The following is a 14,805-nucleotide window of genomic DNA, read 5'->3' as shown; positions in this document are numbered from 1 at the left end:
TGCACCTCACCGACGACCAGGGGTGGCGGATCGCGGTCGACTCCTGGCCCCGGCTGGCCGAGGTCGGCGGGGCGGGCAGGTCGTCGCCGAGTTCGGGCGCTGGGGCGAGCACGACCCCCGCGGCCCTGGCCGCGGCCCGGGCCAGCTCGGCGGCGGCCGGTTCGTGGACCGGCAGGTCGAGCTGCCCGGTCGTCCGCTCGTTCACCCCGGGGCGGGACGGGTCGAGCGGCTCCGGGGCGGCGGTGGGAACGGCTGGCACGGCGTCGGCTCCAGGGGGTGTATTTGCGGCGGTTATGGCAAAGACGAGGTTCACCGAAAAGCGTGCGGTCAAGAGTACGAGGCGGAGCGTGAAATGCGTGATCGTGCGCGTGGAAGCGTTCCCAAAAACCGGTACGAACGCGGATAGTCGTGATAGCTGTGCCTATTGTCACCGAACGGTCCCAGGCCACGCGATGTTCGCTTAGCCTTCGCCCACCGGCCGGCTTGGCACCGGGATTGCCGGTGGTCCATCCCGGGGTAATGAGCAACTGAACCTTCGTTAAGTGTCGGACCGGCGCGCGTGGGAGGGCTCTGGTGGCAACGCAAGAGACGGTGGAACACAAGTACGTCTACGCCTTCGCCGAGGGCAACAAGGACCTCAAGGACCTGCTCGGCGGCAAGGGGGCCAACCTGGCCGAGATGACCAATCTCGGTCTGCCGGTCCCACCGGGCTTCACGATCACCACGGAGGCCTGCAAGGCGTACCTCGCCACCGGTGAGGAGCCCGACGGCCTGGCCGAACAGATCGCCGCGCACCTCGCGTCGCTGGAGCGGGCGATGGGCAAGTGCCTCGGTGACCCGGAGGACCCGCTGCTGGTCTCCGTGCGCTCCGGCGCCAAGTTCTCCATGCCCGGCATGATGGAGACCGTCCTGAACGTCGGCCTCAACGACCGCAGCGTGCAGGGACTCGCACGGCAGGCCGGCGGCTCGGGCGACCAGGCCCCCTCCGGCGGCGCGGACCGGTTCGCCTGGGACTCCTACCGTCGTCTGATCCAGATGTTCGGCAAGACGGTGTGCGAGGTGCCGGGCGAGGAGTTCGAGCACGCGCTCGACGACGCCAAGCGGGCCAAGGGCACCAGCAACGACCTCGACCTCGACGCCGACGACCTGCGGGGGCTGGTCGACGCGTACAAGAAGATCTTCTTCAAGCACACCGGCCGGGAGTTCCCGCAGGAGCCGCGCGAGCAGCTCGACCTGGCCATCCGGGCGGTCTTCGAGTCGTGGAACGCCGAGCGGGCGGTGCTCTACCGCCGCCAGGAGCGCATCCCGGCCGACCTGGGCACCGCCGTCAACGTGGTGGCGATGGTCTTCGGCAACCTCGGCCCGGACTCCGGCACCGGCGTCGCGTTCACCCGTGACCCCGCCAGCGGCGCCCAGGGCATCTACGGCGACTACCTGGCCAACGCCCAGGGCGAGGACGTGGTCGCGGGCATCCGCAACACCGTGCCCCTGCAGGAGCTGGAGCGGCTGGACAAGAAGTCCTACGACGAGCTGCTCAGCATCATGGCCCGCCTGGAGGGCCACTACAGGGACCTCTGCGACATCGAGTTCACCATCGAGCGCGGCAAGCTCTGGATGCTCCAGACCCGCGTCGGCAAGCGCACCGCCGCCGCGGCGTTCGTCATCGCCGGGCAGCTCGTCGACGAGGGCCTGATCGACCTCGACGAGGCGCTGCACCGGGTCAACGGCGCGCAGCTCGCCCAGCTGATGTTCCCGCGGTTCCGGCTCGACCACGAGTTCAAGCCGGTGGCGAAGGGGATCGGGGCGTCGCCGGGCGCGGCGTCGGGCAAGGTGGTCTTCACCTCCGCCCGCGCGGTCGAACTGGCCGCCGAGGGGGAGTCGGTGATCCTCGTCCGCCGGGAGACCAACCCCGACGACCTCAACGGCATGATCGCCGCCCAGGGCATCCTCACCTCGCGCGGCGGCAAGACCAGCCACGCCGCCGTGGTGGCGCGGGGGATGGGCAAGACCTGCGTCTCCGGCGCCGACGAGATCGACGTCGACGTCCCGCAGCGCAGGTTCGTCGTCGGCGGGCAGACCGTCGTCGAGGGCGACGTCGTCTCCATCGACGGCACCACCGGCAAGGTCTACCTCGGCGAGGTGCCGGTCATGCCGTCGGAGGTGGTGCAGTACTTCGAGGGCAGCCTCGACCCCGAGCACGTCGACAACGCGCTGGTCCGGGCCGTACACCGGATCATGTCGCACGCCGACGCCCGGCGGCGGCTGGCCGTACGCACGAACGCCGACACCGGCGCGGACGCCGCCCGGGCCCGGCGCTTCGGCGCGGAGGGCATCGGCCTCTGCCGCACCGAGCACATGTTCCTCGGCGACCGGCGCGAGCTGGTCGAGCGCCTGATCCTGGCCCGCGACAACGGCGAGCGGGAGGCCGCGCTGGCCGCGCTGCTGCCGTTGCAGCGCGCCGACTTCGAGGAGATCTTCCGGGAGATGGACGGGATGCCCGTCACCGTCCGGTTGATCGACCCGCCGCTGCACGAGTTCCTGCCCCCGCTGGAGCAGCTCGCGGTCAACGTGGCGGTCGCCCAGGAGCGCGGCGAGGACGTCGCCCAGGAGGAGGCGCTGCTCGCCGCCGTGCGGCGGATGCACGAGGAGAACCCGATGCTGGGCCTGCGCGGCGTCCGCCTCGGCCTGGTCATCCCCGGCCTGTTCGCCATGCAGGTGCGGGCGATCGCCGAGGCGGCGGTCACCGTCACCCGCGGCGGCGCGGTGGCCAGGCCGGAGATCATGGTCCCCCTGGTCGGCGCCGTGCAGGAGCTGGAGACGGTCCGCGCCGAGGCCGAGAAGATCATCGCCGAGGTGGTCGGGGACAGCGGCGTAGAGGTGCTGATCGGCACGATGATCGAGGTGCCCCGGGCGGCGCTGACCGCCGGTCAGATCGCCGAGGCGGCGCAGTTCTTCTCCTTCGGCACCAACGACCTGACCCAGATGGGCTGGGGCTTCTCCCGCGACGACGTCGAGGGCGCGTTCTTCTGGCGCTACCTGGAGCTGGGCATCTTCGGCATCTCGCCGTTCGAGTCGATCGACCGCGACGGCGTGGGCCGGCTGGTGCGGATCGCCGCGGAGGAGGGCCGGGCGGCCCGGCCGGAGCTGAAGCTCGGCGTCTGCGGCGAGCATGGGGGTGACCCGGAGTCGGTGCACTTCTTCCACGAGGTCGGCCTGGACTACGTGTCCTGCTCGCCGTTCCGGGTGCCCGTCGCCCGGCTGGAGGCCGGCCGCGCGGCGGTGGAGACCGACGGCTCCGACAGCCGCTGACGCGGACGGTACGGACAGGCCGGCGGCGGACCCGGGGGAGCGGGTCCGCCGCCGCTGCCGTGCGGGCGGCCCGTGCCGGCGCGACCGCACCATGGGTCGGGAGCCGGGCGGGCCGGTCGGCGCGCTCCGACTCCGAGGGTTGCTCAGACCGGCGGGCGGCGCCAGGTGTGGGGGGTGACGCGCCGGGGCAGCCTGCCGCCCGAGGTGCGGGCCGTGAGCCGGGCGTGCGCCTCGGGCACCGCCGCCGCCCCGATCAGGCGGTTGGTGTCCAGCACCGAGCCGGTGCGTCGGGCCACCGCCCGCGCGTCGGCGTGCAGTTCCTCCAGGTCGACGCCGGCGTCGGCGACCAGCGTCAACAGGGCGTTGCGCCCGGCGGGATAGGTGACGACGGCCCCGGTCGAGGTGCGGAGCACCGATTCCCGGAACTCGCCGTGCCGCACCGTGTCGGCCACCCGGTGGCCGAGGCCGAAGCTGGCCGCCGCGAGCGCCGCCAGGTGGGTGGCGTCCGTCGCCGGCAGGTCGCTGGAGATCAGCAGGCCGTCGGTGCCGGCCAGCACCGTGCCCGCCACCTCGGGGCGGCGCCGGCGCAACTCCGACAGTTCCGTTCCCATCATCGTGTCCGCGTCCACGGGCGTCTCCCCACCGTCGGGCCCTCAGTCTGGTCACGTTCCGCGCTGGGAACGCTACCGGCGGCCATGCCGGACCGCGATCCCGTAACCGTCGGCGATCGGTCGACAACTCTCGCCTGTTCGGAGGTTGCGCGGTCGTCGGGCGCGCGCCGGCGGCGCGCCGTCCGCGGCGCGCGGGCGTAACCTGATCGGCATGAGCAGCGCCTGGGAGAGCCTGACCGTCGACGCCCGGGACCCCGCCCGGCTCGCCCGCTGGTGGGCCGAGGCGCTGGGCTACCAGGTGGTCACCGAGCAACCGGACGAGGTGGAGATCCGCCGCTCCGCCGACTGGCTGCCGGGCATCGTCTTCGTGCCGGCCGCCGACGACAAGACGACCAAGAACCGGCTGCACATCGACCTGCGCCCCGACGACCAGGAGGCCGAGGTCGAGCGGCTGGTCGACATGGGGGCCCGGCACGTCGACGTGGGGCAGGGCGACGTCGGGTGGACCGTGCTGTCCGACCCGGAGGGCAACGAGTTCTGCGTGCTGCGGCAGCGTGAGGGCTGAGCCTCCCGGGCCGGACGATCCGGACGTCGCCCGCTGGGTCGGCGAACCACCGAAGGACACCGGGTACGGACGGTCGGCGTACGAGCGGGACCGCGCCCGGGTGCTGCACTCGGCGGCGTTCCGGCGGCTCGCGGCGAAGACCCAGGTGCACACCGCCGGCACCGACGACTTCCTGCGTACCCGGCTGACCCACTCGCTGGAGGTCGCGCAGATCGCCCGGGAGATGGGGGCCCGGCTGGGCTGCGACCCGGACGTGGTCGACACCGCCGGGCTCGCCCACGACCTCGGCCACCCGCCGTTCGGACACAACGGCGAGGACGCGCTGGACGACCTCGCGGCCGGGTGCGGCGGCTTCGAGGGCAACGCGCAGACGCTGCGGGTGCTGACCCGGTTGGAGGCCAAGGTGGTCGCCCCGGACGGGACGTCCGCCGGCCTCAACCTGACGCGCGCCTCGCTCGACGCGGTCAGCAAGTACCCGTGGCCCCGCCGCCGGGAACAGCGCAAGTTCGGGGTGTACGACGACGACCTCCCGCTCTTCGCCTGGCTGCGCACCGGCGGGCCGGGTGACGACCGGCGCTGCCTGGAGGCGCAGGTGATGGACTGGGCCGACGACGTGGCCTACTCGGTGCACGACGTCGAGGACGGCATCCACGGCGGGTACGTGTCGCTGCGCCCGCTGCTGCGCGACCCGCAGGAGCGGGCGGCGCTCTGCGCCGACGTCGCCGCCACCTACTCCGGCGAGTCCCCGGCGGACCTCGGCGAGGTGTTGCTGGAACTGCTCGACGACCCGGTGCTCGCCCCGCTGGCCGGGTACGACGGCAGCCACCGCGCGCAGGCCGCGTTGAAGGCGACCACCAGCGTGCTGACCGGCCGTTTCGTCTCGACGGTCGTGGCGGCCACGCAGGCGCGGTACGGTCCCGGCCCGCACCGCCGCTACGCCGCCGACCTGGTGGTGCCCCGGCGGATCCGGGCGCGGTGCGCGCTGCTCAAGGGCATCGTCCTGCGGTATGTGATGCGTCGCCCCGGCGCGGGGGACCGCTACCGGCGGCAGCGGGAGGTGCTGGCCGAGCTGGTGCACGCCCTGGCCGACCGGGCGCCGGACGGGCTGGATCCCGTCTTCGCCCCGCTGTGGTCGGCCGCGCCGGACGACGCGGCCCGGCTCCGGGTCGTGATCGACCAGGTCGCCTCGCTGACCGACCCGGCGGCCGTCGCCTGGCACGCGCGGGTGGTGCGCGGCGCGGGAGGCGGGCACCCGCCGGCCGAGGAGCGTGGGATGGGCAGCCGCGCAAACTTAGGCTAACCTAACCGGCATGACGGAGCGCCCCATCAAGGTCACGACCGCCCGGGTACTGCGCACCGAGCGGCCCACTCCCCACCTCGTCCGGCTGGTGCTCGGCGGTGAGGAGTTGACCGGCCTGCCGGTGGGCGAGTTCACCGACCACTACATCAAGATCGTCTTCCCGGCGCCGGGGACGGAGTATCCGATCCCGGCGGACCTCAACGCGATCCGCCGTGACCTGCCCCGGGAGCAGTGGCCCCGGCTGCGCGCGTACACGGTGCGGGCCTGGGACGCGTCGACCGGTGAGCTGACCGTCGACATCGTGCACCACGGCGACGTGGGCGTGGGCGGGCCGTGGGCGGCCGCGCTGCGCCCCGGCGACCCGGTGCACTTCGTCGGCCCCGGCGGGGCGTACGCCCCCAGCCCGGACGCCGACTGGCACCTGCTGGTGGGCGACGAGAGCGCGTTGCCGGCCATCGCCGCCGCCCTGGAGCGGCTGCCCGCCGGCGCCCCGGCCACCGTCTTCGTCGAGGTCGCCGACCCGGCCGACGAGCAGCCGCTGGCCAGCCCGGGCGCGGTGCGTCTGACCTGGCTGCACCGGGGCGACCGCCCGGTCGGGGAGGCCCTGGTCGCGGCCGTGCGCGCCCTGGAGTTCCCGCCCGGTGACGTGCAGGCCTTCGTGCACGGCGAGGCGACCTTCGTCAAGGAGCTGCGCCGCCTGCTCCGCGTCGAGCGCGGCGTCTCCCGCGAGCTGCTCTCCATCTCCGGCTACTGGCGCCGGGGCCTGGACGACGAGGGCTGGCGCGCCAGCAAGCCCGACTGGAACCGGCAGGTGGAGGCCGAGGAGGCCGCCGCCGTCCCGGCCTGACCGGTCCGCGCCGCGCCTGACCGGTCCGCGCCGCGCCTGAACCGGCCCGGCCGGGCAGGTTCGCCCGATATCGCCGTGTGCCGCCCGCCCGCCCAGCAGGATGGGCAGGGGGTGGCCATGAGCGGGCAGGTGCGGGAGCGGACGCAGGCCGTGGGCCGGATCGACCGCACGGTCCTGGCGCTCAGCGTCGGCGGCGTACTGGCCGTCGTGGCGTGGGGCGTGCTGGCCCGGCGCTCCCTGGCCGGCTTCGGCGAGTCGGGCCTGGCCTGGGTGATCGACACCTTCGGCTGGTTCTTCGTGGTGGCCGCCGACGCCTTCCTGGTGCTCTCGGTGATCATCGCCGCGACGAAGTTCGGCCGGATCCGGCTCGGCGCCGACGACGACGAGCCGGAGTTCAGCACGCTGGCCTGGGTGGCCATGATGTTCAGCACCGGCATGGGGATCGGCCTGGTCTTCTACGCCGTCGCCGAGCCGATCGAGCACTACGGCGCCCCGCCGCCGGCCAGCGGCGTCGCGCCGAACACCGGGGCCGCCGGTGCGGCGGCGATGCAGTACACGCTCTTCCACTGGACGCTGCACCCGTGGGCGATCTACGCGGTGGTGGCGCTCGCGCTGGCGTACTCGACGTTCCGCAAGGGGCGGCCCAACCGGATCTCGGCCGCCTTCCAGCCGCTGCTCGGCGCGCGGACCGAGGGGCCCCTCGGCCGGGCGATCGACCTGCTGGCCGTCTTCGCCACCGTGTTCGGCTCGGCGACCAGCCTCGGCCTCGGCGCACTCCAGGTCGCCGCCGGGCTGGACCTGGTCACCGGGGTCCCGGACACCACCGCCGTCGAGCTGGTGGTGATCGGCGCCCTCACCCTGGCGTTCGTCGTCTCCGCCTTCTCCGGCCTGCACCGGGGCATCAAGTGGCTGTCGACCACCAACGTCGTGCTCGCCGTCGCGCTGATGGTCTTCGTGTTCGTGGCCGGCCCGACCATCTACACGCTGGAGGTGCTGCCCGCGTCGGTCGGCGACTACCTGAGCAACCTGGTCACCATGTCCACCCGCACGGGCGCCTTCTCGGACCCGGCCTGGTTGGGCAACTGGACGATCTTCTACTGGGCGTGGTGGATCTCCTGGGCCCCGTTCGTCGGCATCTTCATCGCGCGGATCTCCCGGGGGCGCACCGTCCGGCAGTTCGTCGCCGGGGTGCTGCTGGTGCCCAGCGGGGCCAGTGTGGTCTGGTTCGCGGTGCTGGGCGGCAGCGCCCTGCGGGTGCAGGCCACCGGCACCCGGGATCTGGTCGCCGACGTCGGCGCGGGCACCGAACGGGCCCTGTTCGGCCTGCTGGAGGCGCTGCCCCTGGCCGGCCTGACCACCGTCCTGACGATGGTGCTGGTCGGGCTCTTCTTCGTCACCGGCGCCGACTCCGCCGCGCTGGTGCTCGGCTCGCTGACCTCCCGGGGCGCGCTGCGCCCGCACCGCGCGCTGGTGGTGGTCTGGGGGGTGCTGATCGGCGCGGTCGCCGCCGTGCTGCTGCTGGTGGGCGGGTTGGACGCGCTGCAACAGGCGACCATCCTCGTCGCCCTGCCGTTCGTCGTGGTGATGCTCGGCCTGGCCGTCGCGCTGGTCCGGGACATGGCCCGGGACCCGGCGGTCAACCCGCCGCCGCGGGTCCGCCGCTCCGGCCTGGCCGCGGCCGTCCGGGCCGCCCGGTCGTACGACGAGGAGGACCCGCCGCCGGTGCGGCGCTACCTGCGGCGCCCGCGCTGAACCGGCGTGGCCGGCCCGGACGCCGCCGGACGGTCCGACCCGGCCGGCGGGACCGCCGGGGCGAGCCGGTCGGCCCGGGCGCGACCGCCGAGGTGACGGCGGTGGTCGCCACACGCGGCGTCCCCCGGCGGCGCGGCGTCGGTGCGGCAGGGCAGGATGTACGCCGAGGGGGTGGCGGACATGGCTGGGCGGATCCGGGACGAGGACATCGCGCTGGTCCGGGAGCGCAGCTCGATCGCCGACGTCATCTCCGAGACGGTGACCCTGAAGTCGGCCGGCGCCGGCAACCTCAAGGGGTTGTGCCCGTTCCACGACGAGAAGAGCCCGTCGTTCAACGTCTCGCCCGCCCGCAACGTCTGGTACTGCTTCGGCTGCGGCGCGGGCGGCGACGCGATCAAGTTCCTGATGGACGCCGAGCACCTCAGCTTCGTCGAGTCGGTCGAGCGGCTCGCCGACCGGGCCGGCATCCAACTGCGCTACGTCGAGGGCGACTCCGCCGCGCCGCGCCCGCGTCCCCAGCAGGGGCAGCGGCAGCGCCTCGTGGCCGCGCACGCCGCCGCCGTCGAGTTCTACCGCGCCCAGCTCACCACCGCCGGTGCGCGCCCCGCCCGGGAGTTCCTGGCCCGGCGCGGCTTCGACCGGGCCGCCGCCGAGCGCTACGGCTGCGGGTTCGCCCCGGACGCCTGGGACCTGCTCACCAAGCACCTGCGCCAGCAGGGCTTCAGCCACGACGAGCTGGTCACCGGCGGGCTGTCCCGGCCGTCCCGTTCCGGCACGCTGATCGACCGGTTCCGCCGCCGGCTGATGTGGCCGATCCGCGACCTGGCCGGCGACGTGATCGGCTTCGGCGCCCGCAAGCTCTTCGACGACGACGACGGCCCGAAGTACCTGAACACCCCCGAGACGCCCATCTACAAGAAGTCGCACGTCCTCTACGGCATCGACCAGGCCAAGCGGGAGATCGCCAAGCAGGGCAAGGTGGTCGTGGTCGAGGGCTACACCGACGTGATGGCCTGCCACCTGGCCGGGGTCCCGACGGCCGTGGCGACCTGCGGCACGGCGTTCGGCGGGGACCACATCGGGGTGCTGCGCCGGCTGCTGATGGACACCGACGACGTGGCCGGTGAGATCATCTTCACCTTCGACGGCGACGCCGCCGGCCAGAAGGCCGCGCTGCGCGCGTTCGAGGACGACCAACGCTTCGTCGGGCGCACGTTCATCGCGGTCAGCCCGGACAACATGGACCCGTGCGACCTGCGCCTGGCCAAGGGCGACCTGGCGGTCCGCGACCTGGTCGCCCGCCGCGAGCCGCTTGTCGACTTCGCGCTCCGGCACGTGATCAACCGGTACGACCTCGACACCGTCGACGGTCGGGTGGAGGCGATGCGCCGGGCCGCCCCGCTGGTCGCCAAGCTCAAGGACCGGGAGAAGCGCCCGGAGTACGTCCGCAAGCTCGCCGGTGACCTCGGCATGGAGATCGAGCCGGTGCAGCGGGCCGTGCTGGCCGCCGCGTCGGCCACCCCCGGCAGGGACGCCGCGCCGGCGCCCCGACCCGCCCGGCCGGAGCCGGTCGTCGACAACCCGCACTCGATGGTCGAGCGGGAGGCGCTGAAGCTCGCCCTCCAGGAGCCGGTGCTGGCCGGGCCGATGTTCGACGCGGTCGAGGCGTCGGAGTACCGGCACCCCGTGCACGCGGCGGTGCGGGCGGCCGTCGCGGCCGTCGGCGGGGCCGCCACGGCGACCGGCGGCGCGGTCTGGATCGAGTCGGTCCGCGACGCCTGCGAGGACCTGGCCGCCCGGGCGCTCGTCGGCGAGCTGGCCGTGGAGCCGCTGCGCATCGACGGCGAGCCCGACCCGCGCTACGTCTCGGTCACCATGGCCCGGTTGCAGTGGGGCTCGGTGACCAGCCGGATCAGGGACCTGAAGTCCCGGATCCAGCGGATCAACCCGGTCAACAACAAGGACGAGTACTTCGCCGCCTTCGGCGAGCTGCTCTCGCTGGAGCAGCACGCCCGGGCGTTGCGCGAGCAGGCCGCGGGAGGACTGTAGATGGGACTGTTCCGCCGCAAGCCGAAGCTGCCCCCGGCCGACCGGCCGCCGCTGGCCGCCGACGAGCGGGTGCTCGCCTGGGCCGCGGTCGGCAACGGCGAGGGCGACGGGGTGGTGGTCGCCAGCAACCTCGGGCTCTGGCTGCCCGGTCGGGCGCACCGGCTGGGCTGGCACGACGTCCTCAAGGCGGTCTGGTCCGGCCGCGAGCTCACGGTGACGCCGGCCGAGCGGCTCGCCGAGCGCGACGGCTACCTGGTGGTGGCCGACTGCCCGGCCGAGACCTACCTGCTGCTCGACCCGGGGGAGCTGCCGCACCAGGTGCGGGAGCGGGTCACCCGGTCGGTGGCGTACACGCGGCACCACCCGGTGCCCGGCGGCGCCGGCCGGATCGCGGCGCGCCGGGCGCCGGGGGTGGACGGCCTCACGTGGACGGTCCGTTTCGACCCCGGCACCCCGACGGACGACCCCGAGGCGCTCGCCGAGACCGACCGCCTCGTGGCCGAGGCCCGCGCCGCCACCGCCCCGGCGGACGTCTGACCGGGGCGGCTCAGCCGCGCTGGTAGTACCGGGCGGCCCCGGGGTGCAGCGGGATCGGGTCGGTGCCCGAGGCGCTCTGCTGGGTGAAGTTGCCGGCCTCCGGGTGCACCCTGACCAGGTCGGCCTGATAGGCGAAGAGCAGCCGGGTCAGGTCGTACGCCAGCTGGTCGGGCATGTCGGCGCTGACCAGGATGACGTTCGCCACCGTGACCGTCGGCGTGCCGCTCCTGGTCTTGTAGGCGTCCTTCGGCAGCTCCGCCGTGGTGTAGACCGACCCGTGCCGCGCGGTGAGCGGCTCCATCAGGTCGGCGATCGGCAGCAGCGCGTACGTGCCGGGCGCGCTGGCCAGCAGGTCGGCGATGCCCGGCGTGGGCAGGCCGCCGGAGAAGAACATCGCGTCGAGCGTGCCGGCCCGCATCCGCCGCACGGTCTCCGGCAGGGAGAGCGTGGCCCGGACGACGTCCCGGTCCGGGTCGAGGCCGGCGGCGGTCAGCAGCCGCCCGGCGATGATGTCGGTGCCGGACTTCGGCGAGCCGGTGGAGATCCGCTTGCCGCGCAGCTCCGACAGCTTGGTGATCTTCGCGTCGGCACGGACGATCACGTGGGTGTAGTTGCTGTAGACCCGGGCCAATGCCCGGACCGGCTGCGGCTGGCCCTCGAAGGCCCCGCGCCCCGCGACGGCGTCCGCCGCCGTGTCGGCGAGGCTGAAGGCGATCTCCATGTCGCCGCTGGCCAGCCGGTTGATGTTCTCCACCGACGCGCCGGTCGGCTCGGCGCGCGCCTCGTAGCCGGGCAGGTGGCGGCTGATCACGTCCGCGTAGCCGCCGCCGAGCTGGTAGTAGACGCCGGTGGTGTTGCCGGTGGCGAGGAAGATCCGGCCGCCGTGCCAGGGCTGCGGCCCGGCGTCGGTCGTGCCGCACCCGACGGCGAGCACGGTCGCGAGCAGGGCCGCCAGCAACCGGCAGGACCGTCCGATCACGCCCGGACCGCCGGCTCCAGGGCCTCGGCCACCCGCTGGACCAGCATGGCGGTCTCGTAGCCGATCTGGCCGAGGTCGCAGCCGGGCGCGGCGAGCACCCCGACGAGCGCGCGCTCGCCGACCGCCATCACCAGCAGCACCCCGCCGTCCATGTCGACGATCTGCTGGCGTACCCGGCCGGCCGACATGAGCCGGGCGGCGCCGATGGTCAGGCTGGCCAGGCCGCTGATCACGGCGGAGAGCTGGTCCACCTGGTCCGGCGCGAGGTGGGGCGAGGCCGCCAGCCGCAGCCCGTCGCCGGAGACCGCGAGGGCGTGCGACACGTCCGGCACCTGTTCGGCGAAGTTGGCCAGGAGCCAGTCCAGGCCGGCGCTCACGGATGAAGTCATGGGGTTCTCCTGGAGGGTGTCGTCTGGGTACGTCGGGTCGCGGCGGCCACTCCCTCGGCGAGCGAGGAGAGCCGGGACCGTACGACCTCGGGGTCGAGCAGGTCGCCCGCCGGCCGCGCCGGCGGGGCCTCGTGCAGCGTGGCCGGCAACTGGCCACCCCGGGTGCGGCGGGGCAGCCCGGCCCCGGTGAGCGGGGCCGGCGGCGTCGCGGCGCCGCCCCCGGGCCCGGTCGGGCGCGCGCCGAGCACCGGGAGCGTGATCGTCGGCGCGTGGTGGACGCTGGCCAGGTCGGGCAGGGCGGCGGGACCACCGGTCCCGGTGCGGGGCCGGAACCAGGCGGTCTGGGCGGGGACGACCGGCGCGGGCGGGCGCGCGTCGGGCCCGGGCGGCGGCGCCTGCTGCGCGACCGGCGCCTGCGCGCGCGCCTCCTGGGCGTCCGGCGTACGCGCCTCCGGGGCGGAGCGCGGGGCGACCTCCTCGATCCGGGTCAGCGCCGACTCCGGGATCTCCACCTGCGCGACGGTGCCCGCGCCGCTGTTGTGCAGCTGCACCCGCACCCCGTGCCGGGCCGCCAGGTGGGCGACCACGTGCAGGCCCATGCTGCCGGCGGAGGCGCTGGAGAGCATCGCGGGGGCGAGCAGCCGCTCGTTGATCGTGGCGAGCCGGCTGTCGCTGATGCCGATGCCCTGGTCGTGCACGCGCAGCGTGAGGCCGTCGATCGTGCGCCGGCCGTCAACGTGCACCGGGGTGTCCGGCGGGGAGTAGACGGTGGCGTTCTCCAGCAGTTCGGCGAGAAGGTGGACCAGGTTGCCCACCGCGGCGCCGTGCACCGCGGCGATCGGCACGTCGACCTCCACCCGCGGGTAGTCCTCGATCTCCGAGGCGGCCGCCCGGACGACGTCGGCGAGCAGGTGGGCGCCGTCGTGCGTACGGCCGGGCTCCCCGCCGGCGAGGACCAGCAGGTTCTCCCCGTTGCGCCGCATGCGGGCGGCGAGGTGGTCCAGCGCGAAGAGCCGGGCCAGCGCGTCCGGGTCGGTCTCCTCGCGTTCGAACTCGTCGAGCAGCCGCAGCTGCCGGGTGATCAGGGTACGGATGCGCCGGGCCAGGGCCTCGGCCATCCGGGTCACGTCCATCCGCACCTCGGCCTGTTCGCCGGCCAGGCGCAGGGCGGCCCGGTTCACCGTGTCGAAGGCCTGGGCGACCTGGGCGATCTCGTCGCGGCCCTGCCCGATGCCGGCGGTGAGCCGGGTGGCCGCGCCGTCGGCGGGCGCGCCGTCGCCGGCCGCGATGGCGGTGATCCGCTCCGGCAGTTCCCGGTTCGCCATGGTGAGCGCCGCGACCCGCAGCCGGCGCAGCCGGCGGCTGGTGCGCACGGCGAGCAGCACGGCCGCGGTCAACGACGCCAGCGCGACGGCGGTGGTCGCGCCGCCGGTGACCAGGGCCCGCAGCTGGGCGTCCCGGGCCAGCCCGGCGGCGTTGCGGTCGAGATCCTCGGAGAGTTCCCGGCCGAGCAGGTTGTACCGCCGGATGGCGCCGCTCTGGGCCACGTACCAGGCGTCGCCGTCGGTCTTCAGCCCGGCGGGCTCGGTCTCCACGTTGAGCGCGCTGTCGCGCATCCGGCGGGCGGTGGAGACGTCGGTGCCGGCGACCAGCCGGGTGTACGCGTCCGCCGCCGGCCGGCTGGCGATCCGGGAGAACTCGGCCTGCCGCTGCTCCTGCGCGCCCCGCAGCTGGCCGAGGCGGACCAGCTCGCCGTCCGCCAGCGCGCCCCGCACGAAGACGGTGCGCAGCAGGTCGCGTTCCACGGCGGCGAGGTGCTCCTGGGCGGCCACGGCGGCGACCTCGCGCGCCCCGTTGGCCAGCTCCCGGTCGCGCAGCTGGGCCGGCAGCGCGTCGGCGACGGCGAGCAGCGACTCGACCAGCGAGAGGTAGGTCGGGTCGGCGGTGGTGCCGCCCAGGGCGGACCCGCGGGCCGGTTCGAGCTGGCCGAGCTGCGCGTCGGCGCCGTCGAGCACCCGGCGCAGGTCGGGGGCGGCCCGGCGGGCGGCCCGGCTGGAGTCGCGGTACCGCTCGACGGAGGCGTCGACCCGCCGTCGCTGCGCGTCGACGAGGGGCCGTCCGCTGCTGCCGCCGCGCTGGCGCAGGGCCGCCGTCTCGCCGAGTTCCCGTTCCAGCTCGTGCACCAGGCGCACGGTGGCCGTCGCGGTGCCGGCCAGCACCCGGGCGCGGTCCGCGTCGTCGGTGGCGGCCATGGCCATGGCGGTCTGGGTGGACCCCAGCACGACCAGACCGATCGTGGCCACCAGGATGGGCGCCAGCAACTGGGTGCGTACCGACCACAGCCGGTCGGTGTGGTCGGCGGGCCGGTGGTGCCGGCGCACGCGGCCGGGGGTGGGGAGCGACACTCGGGCCCTCCGGGAGGTGGGGTCGGGGGGGGGGGGGGGGGGGGGGGGGGGGGGGGGGGGGG

The 14,805-nt window shown here is 74.6% G+C and carries 12 protein-coding genes; 8 read left to right on the top strand and 4 right to left on the bottom strand.

Annotated elements, in window-relative coordinates; translation table 11 throughout:
* Positions 1 to 29 precede the first annotated feature (29 nt).
* On the top strand, positions 30 to 464 hold the full coding sequence (locus ACSNN9_RS24030) for a hypothetical protein (protein WP_436675499.1): 435 nt from the start codon (positions 30 to 32) through the stop codon (positions 462 to 464).
* A gap of 109 nt (positions 465 to 573) precedes the next feature.
* Positions 574 to 3,309, top strand: coding sequence for a pyruvate, phosphate dikinase (gene ppdK, locus ACSNN9_RS24025; protein ID WP_436675498.1), 2,736 nt, complete (start codon positions 574 to 576; stop codon positions 3,307 to 3,309).
* Positions 3,310 to 3,452: 143 nt separating this feature from the next.
* Here the strand turns inward: ppdK and ACSNN9_RS24020 are convergent, their stop codons facing one another.
* On the bottom strand, positions 3,453 to 3,938 hold the full coding sequence (locus ACSNN9_RS24020; protein WP_436675497.1) for a roadblock/LC7 domain-containing protein: 486 nt from the start codon (positions 3,936 to 3,938) through the stop codon (positions 3,453 to 3,455).
* Between the two features lie 193 nt (positions 3,939 to 4,131).
* Here ACSNN9_RS24020 and ACSNN9_RS24015 point away from each other — a divergent pair, with 193 nt between their 5' ends.
* The 6 genes from ACSNN9_RS24015 to ACSNN9_RS23990 all read left to right on the top strand — a co-directional run bounded on the left by ACSNN9_RS24015 (position 4,132) and on the right by ACSNN9_RS23990 (position 10,970).
* Positions 4,132 to 4,485 (top strand): VOC family protein, encoded by a 354-nt coding sequence (locus ACSNN9_RS24015; protein ID WP_436675496.1) that lies wholly within the window; start codon positions 4,132 to 4,134, stop codon positions 4,483 to 4,485.
* Positions 4,475 to 5,785 (top strand): deoxyguanosinetriphosphate triphosphohydrolase, encoded by a 1,311-nt coding sequence (locus ACSNN9_RS24010; RefSeq protein ID WP_436675495.1) that lies wholly within the window; start codon positions 4,475 to 4,477, stop codon positions 5,783 to 5,785. Before ACSNN9_RS24015 ends, ACSNN9_RS24010 begins: the two co-directional genes overlap by 11 nt.
* A gap of 10 nt (positions 5,786 to 5,795) precedes the next feature.
* On the top strand, positions 5,796 to 6,632 hold the full coding sequence (locus tag ACSNN9_RS24005) for a siderophore-interacting protein (RefSeq protein WP_436675494.1): 837 nt from the start codon (positions 5,796 to 5,798) through the stop codon (positions 6,630 to 6,632).
* 117 nt (positions 6,633 to 6,749) lie between these two features.
* Positions 6,750 to 8,384 (top strand): BCCT family transporter, encoded by a 1,635-nt coding sequence (locus ACSNN9_RS24000; protein ID WP_436675493.1) that lies wholly within the window; start codon positions 6,750 to 6,752, stop codon positions 8,382 to 8,384.
* Between the two features lie 156 nt (positions 8,385 to 8,540).
* Entirely contained in the window at positions 8,541 to 10,433 is a 1,893-nt protein-coding gene (gene dnaG, locus ACSNN9_RS23995) for a DNA primase (RefSeq protein ID WP_436675492.1), read from the top strand.
* Positions 10,434 to 10,970 (top strand): hypothetical protein, encoded by a 537-nt coding sequence (locus tag ACSNN9_RS23990; protein ID WP_436675491.1) that lies wholly within the window; start codon positions 10,434 to 10,436, stop codon positions 10,968 to 10,970. It abuts the gene before it with no gap.
* Positions 10,971 to 10,980: 10 nt separating this feature from the next.
* Here the strand turns inward: ACSNN9_RS23990 and ACSNN9_RS23985 are convergent, their stop codons facing one another.
* From ACSNN9_RS23985 to ACSNN9_RS23975, 3 genes are read right to left on the bottom strand one after another with little or no spacing between them, the layout of a single operon-like run.
* Positions 10,981 to 11,949 carry a TAXI family TRAP transporter solute-binding subunit gene (locus ACSNN9_RS23985; RefSeq protein WP_436675490.1) on the bottom strand — a complete coding sequence of 323 codons (969 nt, stop codon included), beginning with the start codon at positions 11,947 to 11,949 and terminating at the stop codon, positions 10,981 to 10,983.
* Positions 11,946 to 12,338: a roadblock/LC7 domain-containing protein gene (locus tag ACSNN9_RS23980; RefSeq protein ID WP_436675489.1), complete on the bottom strand. Its 393-nt coding sequence runs from the start codon at positions 12,336 to 12,338 to the stop codon at positions 11,946 to 11,948. Before ACSNN9_RS23980 ends, ACSNN9_RS23985 begins: the two co-directional genes overlap by 4 nt.
* Complete coding sequence (locus tag ACSNN9_RS23975) at positions 12,335 to 14,743, bottom strand: sensor histidine kinase (RefSeq protein ID WP_436675488.1); 2,409 nt, start codon at positions 14,741 to 14,743, stop codon at positions 12,335 to 12,337. The genes ACSNN9_RS23980 and ACSNN9_RS23975 overlap by 4 nt, the downstream gene beginning before the upstream one ends.
* Positions 14,744 to 14,805 lie beyond the last annotated feature (62 nt).

The organism is Micromonospora sp. URMC 107 (assembly GCF_051386315.1).
Lineage (GTDB): Bacteria > Actinomycetota > Actinomycetes > Mycobacteriales > Micromonosporaceae > Micromonospora.
The sequence above is the reverse complement of the archived record's forward strand: the minus strand, read 5'-3'. Positions and strand labels throughout refer to the sequence as shown.